The 16,240-nt window shown below is 64.5% G+C and carries 15 protein-coding genes; 5 read left to right on the forward strand and 10 right to left on the reverse strand.

Annotated elements, in window-relative coordinates; genetic code table 11:
- Window positions 1–11 precede the first annotated feature (11 nt).
- Window positions 12–1,220 (reverse strand): cytochrome c oxidase subunit II, encoded by a 1,209-nt coding sequence (gene coxB, locus ACZ92H_RS26000; protein WP_131376321.1) that lies wholly within the window; start codon window positions 1,218–1,220, stop codon window positions 12–14.
- A gap of 78 nt (window positions 1,221–1,298) precedes the next feature.
- On the opposite strand from coxB, the gene ACZ92H_RS26005 reads away from it, so the two are divergent.
- Complete coding sequence (locus ACZ92H_RS26005; RefSeq protein ID WP_131376323.1) at window positions 1,299–1,526, forward strand: hypothetical protein; 228 nt, start codon at window positions 1,299–1,301, stop codon at window positions 1,524–1,526.
- 181 nt (window positions 1,527–1,707) lie between these two features.
- On the opposite strand, the gene ACZ92H_RS26010 is transcribed toward ACZ92H_RS26005, so the two are convergent.
- Complete coding sequence (locus ACZ92H_RS26010; RefSeq protein ID WP_131376326.1) at window positions 1,708–2,604, reverse strand: methyltransferase domain-containing protein; 897 nt, start codon at window positions 2,602–2,604, stop codon at window positions 1,708–1,710.
- Window positions 2,605–2,688: 84 nt separating this feature from the next.
- Between ACZ92H_RS26010 and ACZ92H_RS26015 the strand changes: the two genes are divergently transcribed.
- A complete protein-coding gene (locus tag ACZ92H_RS26015) occupies window positions 2,689–3,444 on the forward strand; it encodes a ComFC family protein (RefSeq protein ID WP_131376329.1) in 756 nt (251 codons plus the stop codon).
- A gap of 27 nt (window positions 3,445–3,471) precedes the next feature.
- Complete coding sequence (gene trmL, locus ACZ92H_RS26020) at window positions 3,472–3,942, forward strand: tRNA (uridine(34)/cytosine(34)/5-carboxymethylaminomethyluridine(34)-2'-O)-methyltransferase TrmL (RefSeq protein WP_131376332.1); 471 nt, start codon at window positions 3,472–3,474, stop codon at window positions 3,940–3,942.
- A 142-nt stretch (window positions 3,943–4,084) separates the two neighbouring features.
- Here the strand turns inward: trmL and ACZ92H_RS26025 are convergent, their stop codons facing one another.
- The 8 genes from ACZ92H_RS26025 to ACZ92H_RS26060 form a co-directional block, all read right to left on the reverse strand.
- Window positions 4,085–4,837, reverse strand: coding sequence for a hypothetical protein (locus ACZ92H_RS26025; RefSeq protein WP_131376335.1), 753 nt, complete (start codon window positions 4,835–4,837; stop codon window positions 4,085–4,087).
- 15 nt (window positions 4,838–4,852) lie between these two features.
- Window positions 4,853–5,974 (reverse strand): hypothetical protein, encoded by a 1,122-nt coding sequence (locus ACZ92H_RS26030; protein ID WP_465051519.1) that lies wholly within the window; start codon window positions 5,972–5,974, stop codon window positions 4,853–4,855.
- A gap of 143 nt (window positions 5,975–6,117) precedes the next feature.
- Entirely contained in the window at window positions 6,118–9,828 is a 3,711-nt protein-coding gene (locus ACZ92H_RS26035; protein WP_465051520.1) for a tubulin-like doman-containing protein, read from the reverse strand.
- A gap of 36 nt (window positions 9,829–9,864) precedes the next feature.
- Window positions 9,865–10,314, reverse strand: coding sequence for a hypothetical protein (locus tag ACZ92H_RS26040; RefSeq protein WP_465051521.1), 450 nt, complete (start codon window positions 10,312–10,314; stop codon window positions 9,865–9,867).
- A 41-nt stretch (window positions 10,315–10,355) separates the two neighbouring features.
- On the reverse strand, window positions 10,356–11,804 hold the full coding sequence (locus ACZ92H_RS26045) for a hypothetical protein (RefSeq protein ID WP_465051561.1): 1,449 nt from the start codon (window positions 11,802–11,804) through the stop codon (window positions 10,356–10,358).
- 17 nt (window positions 11,805–11,821) lie between these two features.
- Window positions 11,822–13,318, reverse strand: coding sequence for a hypothetical protein (locus ACZ92H_RS26050; RefSeq protein ID WP_465051522.1), 1,497 nt, complete (start codon window positions 13,316–13,318; stop codon window positions 11,822–11,824).
- A gap of 162 nt (window positions 13,319–13,480) precedes the next feature.
- Window positions 13,481–13,957 (reverse strand): D-glycero-beta-D-manno-heptose 1-phosphate adenylyltransferase, encoded by a 477-nt coding sequence (gene rfaE2 / locus ACZ92H_RS26055; RefSeq protein ID WP_131376352.1) that lies wholly within the window; start codon window positions 13,955–13,957, stop codon window positions 13,481–13,483.
- Window positions 13,958–13,988: 31 nt separating this feature from the next.
- A complete protein-coding gene (locus ACZ92H_RS26060) occupies window positions 13,989–14,273 on the reverse strand; it encodes a DUF3717 domain-containing protein (RefSeq protein WP_465051562.1) in 285 nt (94 codons plus the stop codon).
- Window positions 14,274–14,364: 91 nt separating this feature from the next.
- Here ACZ92H_RS26060 and ACZ92H_RS26065 point away from each other — a divergent pair, with 91 nt between their 5' ends.
- Together ACZ92H_RS26065 and ubiA are read left to right on the forward strand one after the other, a co-directional pair.
- The gene (locus ACZ92H_RS26065; protein WP_465051523.1) at window positions 14,365–15,321 is read left to right on the forward strand and encodes a hydrogen peroxide-inducible genes activator; all 957 of its coding nucleotides are present in this window, start codon (window positions 14,365–14,367) and stop codon (window positions 15,319–15,321) included.
- Between the two features lie 58 nt (window positions 15,322–15,379).
- Window positions 15,380–16,234, forward strand: a complete 855-nt coding sequence (gene ubiA / locus ACZ92H_RS26070) for a 4-hydroxybenzoate octaprenyltransferase (protein ID WP_131376361.1) — start codon at window positions 15,380–15,382, stop codon at window positions 16,232–16,234.
- Window positions 16,235–16,240 lie beyond the last annotated feature (6 nt).

Here is a 16,240-nt window from a genome sequence, read left to right on the forward strand (position 1 = left end):
GCGGCTCCTAATTACTTGCGTGCAGCCACGATTTCGGCTGGTTGAACGATGTTCTCTTCGGCCTTGTTCGACCAGGAATTGCGCGTGTAAGTGATCACTGCGGCAATTTCCGTGTCGGACAGCTGTTTCCAGGCAGGCATTTCCGCCGGGAACTTGCCGCTCTTTTGCCCGTTCAGCAAGACATGGATCTGTTCCGCCTTCGGACCGTTCACCACGGCCGAGCCGTCGAGCGCGGCAAACGCACCCGGCACGCCCTTGCCCGTCGCCTGGTGGCAGACCACGCAGTTGGCCGCATACACTTTCTCGCCCTTGACCTTCAGCTCGTCGATGGTCCACACCTTGCTTGGATCATCAGCCAGTGCGGCCATTTCCTTTTGTTTTACATCAACCCATGCCTTGTAATCATCGGCGGAGACGACCTTGACGACGATGGGCATGAAGGCGTGTTCCTTGCCGCACAGTTCGGCGCAATTGCCGCGGAAGGTGCCGATATGGTCGGCCTTGAACCAGGTGTCGCGCACGAAGCCGGGGATCGCATCCTGCTTCACGCCAAAGGCGGGCACGGACCAGGCGTGGATGACGTCGTTGGCCGTCAGCACCATGCGGATCTTCTTGTTGACCGGCACCACGACTTCATTGTCGACTTCGATCAGGTAGTTTTCGCCGCGCTTTTCCGTCGGCGGCGCACCGGGCGCGCCCACTTGCGAGCGCGGCGTGGCCAGGTTGGAGAGGAAGGAAATGCCTTCGCCCTCGCCTTTCAGGTAGTCATAGCCCCATTTCCACTGCATGCCGGTGGCCTTGATGGTGATGTCGGCGTTCGAGGTATCCTTCATGCCGACCACGGTGCGCGTGGCAGGCAGGGCCATGCCGATGACGATCAGGAAAGGCACGACGGTCCAGGCAATCTCGACGGTGGTGCTTTCGTGGAAGGTGGCCGGTTTGTGGCCCAGGGACTTGCGGTGCTTGAAGATGGAATAAAACATGACGCCGAACACGGCCACGAAGATCACCAGGCAGATGATCATCATCCAGGTGTGCAAATCGTAGATTTCATGGGCGATCTGTGTCGCCGGCGGTTGCAGATTCATTTCGAGCGGCACGGGACCGCCGGTGCCGGGATAGGTGCTGGCAGCAGGTGCCGCCGTGGCCCATCGCCCGATGCCAAACGCTGTCAAAGACAGCCCGAGCAGCAACGATTGAAGTCGCTTTGCATGTTTCATGTTTTCCCCAACCACCCAAAAATAATGATATTTTAAACGGCTGCGGACTTCTCCGTACTGGACCGCTGCCGCTCCTCCATGAAAGCACCACGGCCAAAACACGGCCACGGGCGTCAAGCACCAGCGAATTCCATGCTGGCTGCCGCGCCAAAAACGCTGGCGGACGACCATGCTGGAACCCTGTTTTTCTTCCCCACGATTAAAAGGCCCTGTGTGGAAGATGGTTACTATACTAATGCAGTAACTTCCAATAAGTCTTGCTTTGTTTTTTTTATTTTGTATGCAGCCCTTGTTTTTATGGCTTAACAAGCTGACAAACAATCAACGATTATAATCAAGTAAACTTGAATCCATCAAGCAATAATCGGCATTGTGCGCGCCCTTCTCCTGGCCGCCGCCCGCTTTGCAACGCTTGCTGCAACATCAACATGCGGATGGCGACCAAGTGTCGGTTTCTTTCGGCTTTCTTGCCGCTTTTGCACGGCGTTTATTTGGGCTTGCGCGGCAGGTCGAAACGGATGATGGCTTCCCCGTTGCGCGTCACGCGCGGCGCCGGACGGAAGGCGTGGCCGTAAATGATCTCGAAACTCAGGCCCAGCTTGCCGTCGGGACGGCGCATCTTTTCCAGCGCATCGAGCATGCGCTGCCATGCCGCCTTGCCCATCAGGCCGCGCCGGCGCGTCGTCAGCGGGTTGCCGCCAAAGGCGCGCACGTCGGCCAGCAGTTTTTGCGGCGTATCGTAGGTCACGGTGATGATCTCCATGTCCAGCACGGGCGTGGAAAAGCCCGTCTCGACCAGCATGTCGCCAAAGTCATGCATGTCGACAAACGGGAAGGCGTGCGGATACAGGTCCGCTTCGGCAAAGGCGTCGCGCACTTCGCGGAACGTGTCCGGACCGAAACACGAAAACATCAGCAAACCGTCGAGGCGGAGCACGCGGCGCCATTCGGCGAACACGCGGTCGGGCTGGGCATGCCAGTGCAGGGCCAGGTTGGACCAGACCAGGTCGATGCTGCCGGGGGCCAGCGGCAAGTCGCCCAGGTCGCCGCACAGCAGATCCACCCCCGCCTTGGCCGGCAAGAGCTTGCTGAGGAACTGGTTCAGGCTGGCCAGTTTCGACGCCGGCGCGCGCGCCGCCAGCATCATCGCTTGCGCTGCATCGAGACCGATGATCTGCGCGGCGGGATAATCCTTGTGCAGCTGCGCCAGGTCCGCGCCGGGGCCGCAGCCCGCGTCGAGCACCCGCAGGGGAGCGATCTTCACCAGCTCCAGGCGTTCGTGCATGCGCTGCGACACTTCGCGGCGCAGGAAGTCCGACGGCGCGATGCGCGCCGGACGGGAAAAGAAATCGCGTACTTGCACCGCATCGATGGGCGCACTCATTTTGGGCGGAGTGGTGGGAACTGGCATGTTGAATCGGGTGAGGTGAGATAATGTCGGCAGTGTACATGGAACGACGCCATCGCGATGCGCCACGCCGCCAAGCCCCGCATTGACGCCGCCTGGCGGGCGTTCAGGCTGTGGCTGGGTGCCACCGTGCTGCCGGCGCAGTGCGCGCTGTGCGGCATCGGCTGCCCGGAAGTGCTGTGCCCGCCATGCCGCGCCCGGTATCTGGATCACGGGCGCCCGCGCTGCCGCCTGTGCGCCAATCCGCTCGATGACAGCGAGGTAGCTCTGCTCTGCGGCCGCTGCCTGCGCCAGCGTCCCGCATATGACGCCACCATCACGGCGTTTGATTATGCGGCGCCTGCCGACCAGTTGCTGCTGCAGCTGAAATTCGGCGCGCGCCTGGCGCTGGCGCCATTGTTTGCGCAGCTGTTATATGAAAGCGTGCAGCGACAGCCGGGCTGGGAGCGGCCGCAGCTACTGTGTCCCGTGCCGCTGGGACCGGCCCGCCTGGCCGAACGGGGCTTCAACCAGGCGCTGGAAATCGCCCGCCCGCTGGCGCGCCTGCTGCAACTGCCGTTGCAGCCCCGGCTGGCGCAACGGGTGCGCGACACCCGGGCGCAAAGCGGCGTGGCGCCGCAGGAACGGCAAGCCAACCTGGCGCACGCGTTTGCCATCGCGCCCGGCCATGAAGCGCTGCTGCCAGCTTGCCATGTCGGCATCGTCGACGACGTGATGAGCAGCGGCCACACGGTCAACGCACTGGCGGCGGCCTGCAAGAGCGCGGGCGCGGCCAGGGTGAGCATATTGGTGGTGGCGCGCACGCCGCCGCACTAGATTACTGATATATATAAGGAGAGCATTTTGTTTCACGTCGTTTTGGTAGAACCTGAAATCCCGCCCAACACGGGCAACGTCATCCGCCTGTGCGCGAACACGGGCGCGCAGCTGCACCTGGTCGAACCGCTGGGCTTTCCGCTCGACGACAGCAAGATGAAGCGCGCCGGCCTTGATTACCACGACTACGCCAGCATGAAGGTGCACAAGAACTGGGAAGCGTTCCTGGCCGACACCCAGCCCGACCCGGCGCGCATGTTCGCCATGACGACGCGCGGCTCGCGCCCGTTTGGCGACGTCGCCTTTTTGCCCGGCGACGTGTTCGTATTCGGTTCGGAAACAAAAGGCCTGGACCCCGCCCTGCGCGACGGCTTTCCCGCCGAGCAACGCATCCGCCTGCCCATGCGCCCGGACAACCGCAGCCTGAACCTGTCCAATACGGTGGCCGTCGTCGTGTATGAAGCGTGGCGCCAGCATGGCTACGCCGGTGGCGTGTAGCGGACACCTCACCCAGTCTACTGCGCGGCGCGCTTTGCGGCCGGCGATGCTCGCGCTACTAAAGTAGCGCTGCGCTTCTCGGCCACAAATCATCGCCGCTCGCTACGACTGGATGAGATGTTGATACTCCTGCAATCTCCCTTTACCGCTGCGCCAATTGCTGCGCTGCATCGCTATTGTCGTCCAGCATAACCAGCTGCGTGCGCAGGTCGCGCGTGGCGGACAGCTTGCCGTTCACGTACAGATTCGTCTTGACGCCGTACACGCCTTGCGACACGCCGGCCGGCAAGGTCAGCTCGAACGAGTTTTCAAAGCGGCCGCCCGATTTATTGTTGCTGGCCAGGGTTTTCGAACCGGACTTGAATGGCTGGCCTTGCGGATCGAGCACCACCAGTTCTTCGCGCACGTCGTTGACGGTCTGCGCGCTGCCATTGACCAGTTCCACGACGGAGTTGACCTTGAACGGCTGGCCGCGCTTGACGGTGGAAGCGCTCAGCTGCGGCGTGTACGACACCACCTGCGGCTCGCGCGGCAGGGCGCCGCGGGCGCGGATGTAGTCGCGGTCCGCCTGCGCCGCCGTCTTGGTCTGGCGCGAATTGACATTGATGGCCAGGCAGCCGGCCGCCGCCAGGCCGCCGCCGATGGCCGCGCCTTTCAGCGCGCCATTCTTGCCGCTGACCAGGGCACCCAGCAAGGCGCCCACGGCCGCGCCGGCCGCTGCCGTCGTGCCCACGCTGCACGGATCATCGTCCGTCGTGTTCGCTTGCGGATTCTGTCCCCCTTGCGGGTAATCCTGGCGCACGCCGTTCGGGTTCATCGGCGCCGTGGCGCAGCCGGCCAGCATGGCCGTGATGGTCAGCGCCGCAGCGGCGCGCAGGGTGGTTTTATTCAACATGGTGACTCCAGCTTTCTATTTAATCGTGGTTTCCGTCTGCAGCACTTGCCGTTCGCGTTCGCGGATGCGGCGCGACAGGCTGTCGATGCGCGCATTGCCGGGATCGGCGCGGCGCGCGCTGTCCAGATAGGTCTTGGCCGCATCGAACTTGCCGTCATTCAAGGACCGCTCGGCATCGCGCAGGAACGACTGCGCCATCTCGTTGCGCATGGCCGCGCCATTGTCCACGGGAGCGGCCTCCACCGGACGGCGTTCCACCGCGGCAGGACGTTCCACCGTGCGCGCGGGCGCCGCTTCCGTCGGCACGGCGCGGACCGGCGCCGTTTCCAGCGGCGCCGCGGCGGGCGCGGTTGCCGGTATCGGGGCCGGGACCGACAGCGCCTGCACTTCCGCCTTCAGCTGCGGCAATTCAGGCGCTTCGCGGTCGATCGCTTCCAGCCTGACGATGCCATTGTGCGCCGCCGTCGCATCCTTGGCGTCGAGCGCCTGGCGCACGCCCACCTGCACGGACGCGGCGGCCGCCTGCTGGCGCGCCAGCTGCTTGCGCAAGGAGTCAACCGTCGAGGCGCCGGCACAATCGGCGTCGAGCGCGGCGATGCCCCTGGCGGCGCTTTGCAAGCTGTGGCCATCGATATCGCGCTCGATGCCGCGCACGCTGCGCTGGCAGCCACTTGAAGACGCGCCAGCCCTGCCGATCGCCGCCTGCAAGTCGTCGGCCTTGGCGCTGGACTTGCCTGTGCACACGTTTTTCGCCGTCGCCAGCTTTTGCCGTGCGCCGTCCAGGCTGCCATTGGCCACCAGCTTCAAGCCGCTGTCGATGGCGTCGTTGCAGGCCGACTCGCTCTTGCCGCCCGGCTTGCCATTCATGTAGACGATCGCCACGGCCAGCAAGCCGATACCGGCCACCCACTTCAGCCAGCGGCGCGACGGCGACGGCGGTACAGCGGGCGGCACCGGCGTTGCCGGCTGCGGCGCCGGCTTGGGCGGCGATGCAGGTGTCGGCGCCGCCGCAGGCGCCTTCGGCCGCTCCGGTTTCGGAAGCGGCACGGGCACCGGCGGCGGCTTTGGTGCCGCCGGTGGCGCGACCGGCACAGGCGGCGGCTTGATGTCGGGCACGACCGGCAATGGCGGCGGCACGGCAGCGGCCTGCGGCGCAGATGCTGGCGCAGGCGGCTGCACACCGGCCGCCTGCGCATGGCCGCAGTATGGGCAATGGCGGACGGCGGTGAGCAGGACAGACTTACATGTGGTGCAATTTTCCAAAACTAATCTTTCTTCATTCAGCCCAGCGGCGGCGGCATCAGCGGTGGCGGCGCACTGTGGAACAGCGGCGCCAGTTCGGCAAACTGGGCCAGGTCGACCCAGGCCGGCAAGCCGGCGCGCCAGACCTTGGCGGTGGCCGGCAGGACTTGGCCCGCCTGCACGTATTGCACGATCTGCTGAGCCGTGAATGGCCCTTGCTGCTGGCCATTAATGCCCAGGAAATACTGATGTTCCACCAGCGGCGGCGGCATGCCGCCCAACGGTGGCGGCGCCATGCCGAAGGCCGGTGCCGCCGCGCCAAATGGCGCCGCCGGGGCCGTGGCCGGGCGCAGCAATTGTTCCAGGCGTCCCGCTTCCAGCATTTCCGGCTTGATCGCGTATTTCAGGCGCGGCTGGCCGTCCGCTTCCGGTTCGCGCACTTCCCAGTCGTAGGCGTCGCTGTCGGAGTCGCCGATGACGTTCGCCCATTCCTTCAGGCGCCCCAGCAAGGCTTGCACCGTGCGGTCGAGCTCATCGCTGGCCATGCCCTTGCGGCGCGCCGACTCGCGCAGGCGCGCACCCAATTCGGCGGAAATGGCACTGCCGAACCCGACATACGGCAGCTGCGAACCATCGGCCTGCGCCACCAGCTTGGGCGCATATACGCCCCGCTCGTAATATTTTGCCAGCGCCGCCATGGCAGCCGTCTGCACGGCGTCAAGCGCAGCGAGTTTTTCCTCGATGCGCAGGGCGATATTTTTTTCGTACGAGGCGGGCATGCCGTTCTGGCGGATGGCCCGTTCGTTGCCGATGCGGCGCAAATCGCCCGGTTCGACGGCAAACTGGTACTGGCCTGGCGGCACGACCCGGCCCGTGTGGCGCGTCAGCACGCCCAGCATGATGGCTTGCAGGAATTCGCCGAAATCTTCCGCCAGGCGCTTCATCTCGTCCGTATTCGGCGCGATCGGGTGCGTGAACTGCGTCGGGTCGATATGCGTGTGGGTGGGCGCCTTGTCGTTGTCGCCTTCCTTGCGGTAACTCGTGCGCCAGCCTTCCAGGCCGCGCAGCACCGTCATCGGCACGCCGGCCAGTTCGCAATAACAGACGGCGCGGCCACGCGTGCCCGTCTCGACGATTTCCAGCTGGCTCACCGTGATGCCTACCTGGGTCGGCACGCACGATTCCAGTTCGGCGCCGAATTTCGCCTTGAAGCCGGCCGCGTTGGCCACGCCGATCACGCACTTGAACTGGTCCGACACGACCGTAAAATCACCCGCCATGTTGGCGTCGATCCACGGCATCGAGCAAGCCAGCAGCTTGCGGAAGCGGTCCAGGCGCTCGGACACGTCCATCTGTTCCAGCGCCTCGAACAGCGGATCGGGCGCGCTGGTGGCGCCGTCGGCCAGGCCAGTCGTGGCGATCATGTTTTCCGCCATGCGCGTGACCTTCGACAGGATCTGCCCCCGCTGCGCCGGATCGCCCAGCATGGGGAACAGGGCCTTCGAGCCGCCCATGTCCTTGAACGCTTCATCGGCCCACTGGCGCAAGGTGGACGCCGATGGCAGCGCGATGTCTTTTTCCGTGACGGGGACGACGATCAGGGTCGCGTGTTCCTTGTCCAGGTCCTTTTGCAGGATGGTATTGGCCGTTTTCAACTCCGCCAGCATGGCCAGCACGCCTTCGCGGCCCGCCTGCAATTCGCCCACCAGGCCATTCCACTGGGCGCGGCCCTGCGCATCGACGCCGACCCGGTTGCCCAGCCAGCGCGACAGTTCGCCCAGCAGAATGACGGACTCGTCCGCCGCCTTGGCGCGCAAGTGGAATTTCAGCGCATTCGCCATTTCCGTGCGCAGATGGTCCATCACCACGCCCGCCTGCTTTTCTCCATTGCTGAGGAAACCGAAGGTGCTGCGCGTCTGCTCCAGGTTGTTCAGCAGGCGCTCGTATTCGCGCGAACGCACGGCTTCCTTGATTTCGCGGTAGCGCTCGGCATTGTTGCCGATCTGCGCCGTCAAGCCGCTGCCGGGTGCCTCGATGCGGTCCTTGATCTGTTCCACCAGCGACAGCACGTATTCCAGGCCGCCGAATTCCTTGTTGTCCAGGTAGCCATACAGCTGGTCGCGCACGACTTTCTTGACGCCGTCGAGCACTTCGCGGCGGCGCTTGCTGATGCGGTCTTCCGTCGTGTCGGCCGTGGAATCCTGGTCGCGCACGGCGTCGCGCTCCAGGTGTTTCATGGCATCGCGCACCTGCGCCGGCCATTCGCTGCGGTCAAATCCCGTGCGAATATCGTTGACGCGCGTGTTGACGCGGTTTTCCACGCCGGCCAGCAAGTGGCCGTGGCGGTCTTCCAGCAATTCGTCGACCATGCGGAAATCGATGAAATCGCCGCTGGAACGCTTCAGTTCGATGCTCTTGTCGGAAAACTCGGGGAAGTCGCTGAACGGCGTGCCCTTCAGGAACATGTTGGCAGCGAGGAAATTATCGCGCTGCGCATCCGTGGCGCGGTTGGCGCCCGCATCGGTGCCGCCCACGCCAAAGAAGGCTTGCAGCATGGCGCCGGCCCAGCGGTGGGCCCGCTCGTCGCGCGACGCTTCCTGGCGCGTGTCGAGCACGGCCATGCCGAACGAGGAAAAGCGCTTCGAGAAATACAGGCGCATGTCGCCGAAGCGGTCTTGCGGCACGGGCGCGTTGTACAGCGAGTTCTTGTGCTGCGCCTGGTTGACGGCGATCGAGCGCTTGGCGCGGGCGAAGTCGGCCGAGGCGAAATCCTCGAACAGCGAGTCGGCCACCATGTGGTAGACGTCGCTGACATCCTTGGTATGCTGCTGCGCCAGGTTGCCCGAGTCGATCAGGTAGACCTCGCTGTACGGCTCGCGCGTCAGCTCCGGGCGGTCGTAGGCATCCCAGCGTCCCACGTAGCCCTTGTTGCCCATCATTGCCGATTCCAGTTCCATCAGCGCCGCGTAGCCATTCGCCTCGACCCTGTCCTTGTTGGCCTTGGTGTAGCCGGTGGGCAGGAACAGCATCAGCTCGACGTCGGCCGCGCCCACTTCGCTGCGCGCCAGCCAGCGCGACAGCAAGCCCATGTCCAGGAAGGAACCGGAACCCGTGCCGCCCGCCACGGAACCGACGATGACGATGCGGAAACGGTTCGTTTCCATGCGCAAACCCAGCTCGGCCAGCTGGCGCTCGTGCGACAGGCCCGCCTTCAGGGCTTTGAGTTTCAGGCGGATCTTGTCGCGCACCTTCGCATATTTATCGAAGAAATACAGGCGCGAGACGGCACGGATCTGGCCCGCGCCGCTGCTCATGTCGAAACGCAATTCGCGGATGCGCTGCGGCGTCAACGGCAGCCATTCCTTGATGTGCGGATACTTCTCCAACGAATCTTCGTCACGGCTGTACTTGTCCATGTCGAACGATTCGACCACCTTGTCATCGTCCGTGAACTTCACCTGGTCGAACTGCAAGTCCTTCGCCTGCGACTCGCCGCTTTCGATCACGGCGCCATTGTCGAGGTCGAAATGGATGAATTGCGCGATGGGAAAATCGGCCAGCCCCTCGATGCGCGTGCGGTTGCCCGCGCCGCCCCACAGGGTATTGAGGATGCGCCGGCGCACGCGCATCAGCACTTGCATGCCCGTGCCGCCGATGCCGATGAACAGGGTCGGGCGCAGTTCGATGATCTTGTCCTGCTTGCGCTCGCTGGCGCCGCCGGTGATGGTTTGATTCAGGTTCTCTGCCATGGTGATTCCTTCGATGATGCGTGCAACGGCGTGTTCTTAGCGGCGGCTCGAGGTAAATGTCAGCAACAGGGCGACAAGGCCCACCAGCACCAGCGGCGCCATGAACAGGGGCGCGAGGAATTTATGCGCGTTCACGGCCGCCAGCACCACGCCCGTGGCCAGGCTGGCCAGGAAGATGAACAGCCACCAGCCCGAGGCATTGGCCTTGTTGGGCGGCACGCGCTTGGCCACCAGGCCATTCGCATAGGCATTCTTGGCAAAGAAAAAGGCGATGAACAGCAGCAACAGCACGACGCCGCCGATCAGGGTGTCGCGCGAGGACGTGTCCGTCGTGGCGGCCGCGTCAAAGGCCGGGGCAGGCTCGGTCGTCGCGCTGGCTGCGGCCGATGCCGCAGGCGCGTCGCCGGCCGGCGGCGCCGATACCGGGGCCGATACGGGGGCCGGCAAAGTAAAACCTGCGTTGTCTTTTGGAGTGTCTTGCGCCATGGTATGCCTCTGATGGGTTTGAATAGTTTAAAAAAAGTTGTTCAGGCCAGGCTCAGCGTATGGCCCTCGGCCACGCGCGCGACCTGCGGCTGGCCCAGGCCACGCTTGAGTTCGCCGATGTCGCGGCCGTTGTCATCGCGGATCTGCACGCTCTTGAACGGTTTCAGCAGTACTTGCCGCTGCACGCCATCGACCAGCACCTTGTAGCGCGTGGCGCGCGTGCCGGCAAAGCCCAGGGCCAGCAAGCCCAGCACGAAGGCCAGGATGCCGCCCAGCATCACCAGCACGGGCAGCAGCGGATACTGGATGCGCACCAGCAGCGGTATCGTCGCCTGCGAGGCGCGCACGCTGTCGGGCGGGGTAAACATGTCCGAGATCGGGTCGCCGGGGAACAATTCCTGCAAATCCTTGCCAAAGCTGGACGCCAGCGCCAGCCGTTGCCCGGACAAGCCCACCTGCGCCTGCATGGGCAGCAGCACCTGCTTGCCCATGGCGGCGATGGCCTGCGCCGACCAGGGCGAGGGAATCTGCGCCATCGGCAGCGAAAATTGCACCTGCACCGACTGGCTGGCACCGGGCTGCAGCTGGCGGATCTGGTCCGGCGTCACTTGCAGCGGCGCGTTTTGCCCGGCCAGGGTGGCGTGCACCCGGGCGCTGTCAATGACATACGGGAAAAACATGTTTTGCAGGGAGGCCTGCAGCTGCACTTGCGGCACCAGCCTGGCCGCATCGACGTCGAGCACGATGGTGCGCCCGTCGCGGCCCAGGCTGGCGTGCACGTTGTCGCTGTTCTTGACGGACTGCGGCACGATGCGCACGGCATCCTGGTCCACCGGTTTCAGCCGCGCGGGCGGACGCGTCAGCACTTGCGACAGCCGTCCTTCGGCAAGGATGCGGTTGAGCGCGTCGGACGCCGGCTGGCCGTATGCGAGCGCATACACCATCAAGCCCTTGGCGCTGTACAGCTTGCCCTGCACGGGCATGCGCAACGGAAACACCAGGGTCTTGGTGATCGACGGCTCCAGGTGCAGCAGGCGGTAGAAATCGCGGTTGCGTTCGGCCGTCTGGCTGTCGTTGTTCGGACTGTTCTTGTTGTTGGTAAAGATCCACACGATGCCGGAGGCGGACTGGAACGGTCCCGTGATGGTTTTCGTGACGGCTTCCTGGAAGTCCGTGTCGGCCAGCGCGACGCCGGCGCCCTTGCGCGCCAGGCCCAGAGGTGCCAGCTGGCCCGCCACGCCGGCGCCGCCCTGGCCTTGCCCCAGCAGCGATGGCGACACGTTGGCGCCGCTGCTCTGGCTGAAGGCCAGGGTGTACACCTTGTCGGACGGGCTCGTGGCCGCCTGCGCCACGGCGCCCACCAGGGCTTTCAGCTGCGACTGCTCATCCGTGTAAAACGGTTCCATCCAGCCCGAGTTTTGCACCAGGAAGGCTTGCTGGATGCCGGCCGCCTGCGCGGCGCCGGCGCCAAACAGCGCGGCGCCAGCCACGATCAACAAGCGCGCCTTCATGCCTGCAAGGCCCAGCCATCGATGCGCGACAGCAGCGGGTGATATGCCCACAGCATGCCTTCGCTGACGAACAAGCGCACGCGCCACGGCTCGCTGACGGCAAAGGTATGGAAGACCGTTTCGCGCAAGGTATCGTCCTGCACCAGCTGCGCGGCCAGGCGCTCGTTCGAGCGCAGCACGCTCGACAGGCCGGCGCTGGTGGCGAATTTGACGCCGAACACGCTGCTGCCGGCACCGGACGCGCCGCCCGATTCGAGCAGCGGCATGACAGCCTGGTTCTTGCCGCCATCGTCGCCGTGTTCCGGTTCTTCCCACGGCGCCGTCTTCAGCTTGGTGGCGAAGCGGTAATTGACGCTGCCCGAACACAGGCGTGGCGCCAGCGCGTCGGCCTGCTCGGACTGCGCGCCCAGCTTCACGTAGACATACGTGCCACGGCCGCGCTCGAAGCATAGCTGCCACAGGCCGCCATCGCGCGACACGTACGGGCTGCCGAACTCGAAATGCGGCACCAGGCCAGCGGGCCAGGGCGTAAACGAGGCGGCCACGTTGCCATCCGGCTGCAATTGCAGGCGCAGCTGGCCATTGGCGCATGGCCAGACGGCCATGCGGTTGTAGGCGACAGGCGCGCTGATGGCGCCCGGTTCAACCACGCCGTCGAGCAGCACGTCGCTGCCGGGCTGCTGCGCCGCATCGAGATTGACGAAGCGGATGCGGCCATCGTCATCGCGCAGCGGCGCCCATACGCGATTCTGGAACCAGATGGGGGCAGCAACGCAGGGCGCGCCGCCTACATGCTCGACCACATAGCTAAGTGACGGCACGTCGGGACGGATGCAGGCCAGGCCATGGCTGGTCGGCAAAACCAGCACGCTGTTAAATTCCGGTACCAGTTCCGCGCGCCAGGCGCCGTGCGGGATGTCCGATTCGGCCAGCAGGCCGCCATACTCGGGTTCCAGCGCCAGCCAGCGTTTCGAGGCGGGCAGCCAGGCGTGCAGGGCCGCCTTGCGCGGGTCCAGCGCCAGCAGCGCGGCGCCGCTGGTGCCGAACTGGGCGTTGAAGAATTCGTACTCGCCCGGCGGCGGCATGGGCAGCGAAGCGTCCGCCTGCGCATGTTCTTCGCGGGTCCGCTGGTCCGCCAGGATCAAGGGCACGCTGGCCTGGCGCAGGCCGGCCGGACCCGACACGGGGCTGTCGCTGACGGGACAGGCGCCGTAAGGCGGCACCCAGGGCGCTGCGGCGGCCGCATCGGGCGGCACTTGCAAGGCGACGCCCGTGGCGGGATCGAACGCGAATTCGGGTGGAAATTGGCGCACGGGCGCACCGGCCGCCGCGGGCAGGCGCCTGGCGTGCATCAGCTTGCCGATATCGGCCTGGCTCAGCAAGGGCGAGACGTTTTGTCCGTCCGCGCTGCGCTGCAGGGTCCAGACGCCGGCATCATCCACCTGCCAGACGCCCGACGGCAGCGGCCAATCCCCAGAAGTTTTAAGGTCCATGTATTTTCTATGACGAGCAATAAGCACCGCCGCCCGGTGCGACAAGAGAGCAAGACGGTGACGGCGGCAGAACGTGCTGGGGCGGTCGAAACGAAGTCGCAGCCCTGGCAGTTCTCATAGTAACGTCTTTTTATCTGTATGGAAACATTGACGCGGCTTCCCCTACTGCGCCCGCACCTTGGTCAGCAGCTTGGTGGTCGAACGGTCGTGCTCGAAATCGATGGCCACGGCCTGGCCGCCATACGCCAGCACGGCGCGGCCTTCCGGAATGGCCGCCATGTCGTAGTCGCCGCCCTTGGCATAGATTTCCGGTTCAATTTCCTGCACCACTTCCAGGGCGCTGTCTTCCGAGAACGGCACAACCAGGCTCACCGATTCCAGCGCGGCCAGCACGGCCATGCGGTCTTCGCAGCTGTTCAGCGGACGGTCGTCGCCCTTGCCCAGGCGTTTCACCGAAGCATCCGTATTCACGGCCACCACCAGCGAGGCGCCCAGCGCGCGCGCCTGCGCCAGGTAAGTGACGTGGCCGCGGTGCAAAATATCGAACACGCCGTTCGTCACCACCACCGGTTTTGGCAGCGCCTGGGCGCGGGCGCGCAGGTCGTCGCGGCTGCATAGTTTGTTTTCAAAATCAGGCATGGCACTCTCTAATCTGGGTTAATTACGGTATTCATTGCACGTGGCTATCGCCTTGGATGCCGCCGGCATCGCTCCGCCAGGCATCGATCAAGGCCAGGATGGCCGGTTCCAGGCTGCCGGCGGCGATGCGATCTTGCCGGTAAAAAATCATCCGCGCGTATACGCCCGCCAGCTGGCTGACGGGCGGCGACAGCGCATATTCGTTGCCGCGCGCCGGTTGCCTGGCGCGCCAGTGTGATCGCCGCTTCCAGCGCCTGTATGCGCAGCTCCATCGCCTTCTCCCTCCATGGCCCTGCCCCGCATTATAGGGGGCGATCCGCTACAATATGCCATCGGCGCCACAGTTAGACCGTTTGCGCCACCTTTCATTCATTGCAAGTAAGCACTTCCTGTGTTTCAATCACCTTATGACACTGACTGAACTGAAATATATCGTTGCAGTCGCGCGAGCGAAACACTTCGGCCATGCCGCCGAAGCCTGCTTCGTTGCCCAGCCCACCCTGTCAGTGGCCATCAAGAAACTCGAAGACGAGCTGGGCGTGGTCCTGTTCGAACGGGGCGGCGCGGAAATTTCCGTCACGCCACTGGGCGCGCAGATCATTGCCCAGGCCGAGCGCGTGCTGGAACAGACGGCCGCCATCAAGGAACTCGCCAAGCAAAACAAGGACCCGCTGGCCGGCCCCCTGCGCCTGGGCGTGATCTACACGATCGGCCCCTACCTGCTGCCGCCGCTGGTCAAGGCCATGATAGACCAGGTCCCGCAGATGCCCTTGATCCTGCAGGAGAATTTCACGGTTCGCCTGCTCGAACTGCTGCGCCAGGGCGAACTGGACGTGGCCATCATGGCCCTGCCCCTGCCGGAGCACGGCATGGCCATGCAGGATCTGTATGACGAACCGTTTGTCGTGGCCATGCCGCGCCACCACCCGTGGACGGAGCGCGACACCATCGCCGCGCAGGATTTGAAGTCGGAAACCATGCTATTGCTGGGCAACGGCCACTGTTTCCGCGACCAGGTGCTGGAAGTGTGTCCGGAAATGGCGCGCTTTTCCTCGCCCGGCAACGGCATGCAGCGCACCTTCGAAGGTTCCTCACTGGAAACCATCCGCCACATGGTGGCCAGCGGCATCGGCCTGACGGTCTTGCCGCGCGCGTCCGTGGCCAACATGCACGCCACCGACGGCATGCTGGAATACCGCCCGTTCGCCGATCCCGTGCCATCGCGCAGGGTGGTCATGCTGTGGCGCAAGAGTTTTACCCGCAAGGCCGCCATCGACGCCCTGTGCGCGGCCATCGCCAGCTGCGACTTGCCCGGCATTACGCCCTTGTGCGAGGAAGAGGCCTGGCAGCCAGCCGCAAAATAGTACATTTGCGTACGATTTGCGATAATCGACCTTTCTGTTTAACAAGATCGAGTCTTCCATGAACAAGCTGGCGCTGTATTTCCGCCTGATACGGCTGGACAAGCCTATCGGTACCGTATTGCTGCTGTGGCCTACCCTGTGCGCGCTGTGGCTGGCGCAGCAGGGCGTGCCGGACTGGCGGCTGCTGCTCATCTTCACCCTTGGCACTTTCCTGATGCGTTCGGCTGGCTGCGCCATCAATGACTACGCCGACCAGGATATCGACAAATTCGTCAAGCGCACGGCCGAACGCCCCATCACCAGCGGGCGCATCAGCGGCAAGGAAGCGCTGGCCGTGGCCGGCGTGCTGACCGTGCTGGCCTTTTGCCTGATCCTGCCCCTCAACACACTCACCAAGCAATTGTCCGTGGCCGCCGTCATCATCGCCGCCACCTATCCCTATTTCAAGCGTTTCTTTGCGATTCCGCAAGCCTACCTGGGCATCGCCTTCGGCTTCGGCATTCCCATGGGCTTTGCCGCCATCACGGGGGCCGTGCCCGTCGTCGCGTGGCTGCTGTTGCTGGGCAATGTCTTCTGGGCCGTGGCCTACGACACGGAATACGCGATGGTCGACCGCGACGACGACTTGAAGATCGGCATCAAGACTTCCGCCATCACCTTTGGCCGCTACGACGTGGCCATCATCATGCTGTGCTATGCCGTTTTTCTGCTGTTGTGGCTGGTCTGCGGCTGGCACCTGGGCCTGCGCAGCTGGTTCGTCGCCGGCCTGGTGGTGGCGGCCGCTTGTGCCGTTTACCACTACACCTTGATCCGCACACGCGAGCGTATGCCGTGTTTTGCGGCATTCCGGCATAATAACTGGCTAGGAGCAGCGGTGTTTGCGGGGGTAGTGCTGGACTTTGCTTTCCGCTAATCAACG

The sequence above is a fragment of the Janthinobacterium foliorum genome (assembly GCF_978021625.1).

Excerpts from the sequence above, each read along its gene's own strand:
- coxB (WP_131376321.1), bottom strand. The coding sequence starts at position 1,220 with ATGAAACATGCAAAGCGACTTCAATCGTTGCTGCTCGGGCTGTCTTTG.
- ACZ92H_RS26005 (WP_131376323.1), top strand. The coding sequence starts at position 1,299 with ATGAAAGCACCACGGCCAAAACACGGCCACGGGCGTCAAGCACCAGCG.
- ACZ92H_RS26010 (WP_131376326.1), bottom strand. The coding sequence starts at position 2,604 with ATGAGTGCGCCCATCGATGCGGTGCAAGTACGCGATTTCTTTTCCCGT.
- ACZ92H_RS26015 (WP_131376329.1), top strand. The coding sequence starts at position 2,689 with ATGCGCCACGCCGCCAAGCCCCGCATTGACGCCGCCTGGCGGGCGTTC.
- ACZ92H_RS26025 (WP_131376335.1), bottom strand. The coding sequence starts at position 4,837 with ATGTTGAATAAAACCACCCTGCGCGCCGCTGCGGCGCTGACCATCACG.
- ACZ92H_RS26035 (WP_465051520.1), bottom strand. The coding sequence starts at position 9,828 with ATGGCAGAGAACCTGAATCAAACCATCACCGGCGGCGCCAGCGAGCGC.
- ACZ92H_RS26040 (WP_465051521.1), bottom strand. The coding sequence starts at position 10,314 with ATGGCGCAAGACACTCCAAAAGACAACGCAGGTTTTACTTTGCCGGCC.
- ACZ92H_RS26050 (WP_465051522.1), bottom strand. The coding sequence starts at position 13,318 with ATGGACCTTAAAACTTCTGGGGATTGGCCGCTGCCGTCGGGCGTCTGG.
- rfaE2 (WP_131376352.1), bottom strand. The coding sequence starts at position 13,957 with ATGCCTGATTTTGAAAACAAACTATGCAGCCGCGACGACCTGCGCGCC.
- ACZ92H_RS26065 (WP_465051523.1), top strand. The coding sequence starts at position 14,365 with ATGACACTGACTGAACTGAAATATATCGTTGCAGTCGCGCGAGCGAAA.
- ubiA (WP_131376361.1), top strand. The coding sequence starts at position 15,380 with ATGAACAAGCTGGCGCTGTATTTCCGCCTGATACGGCTGGACAAGCCT.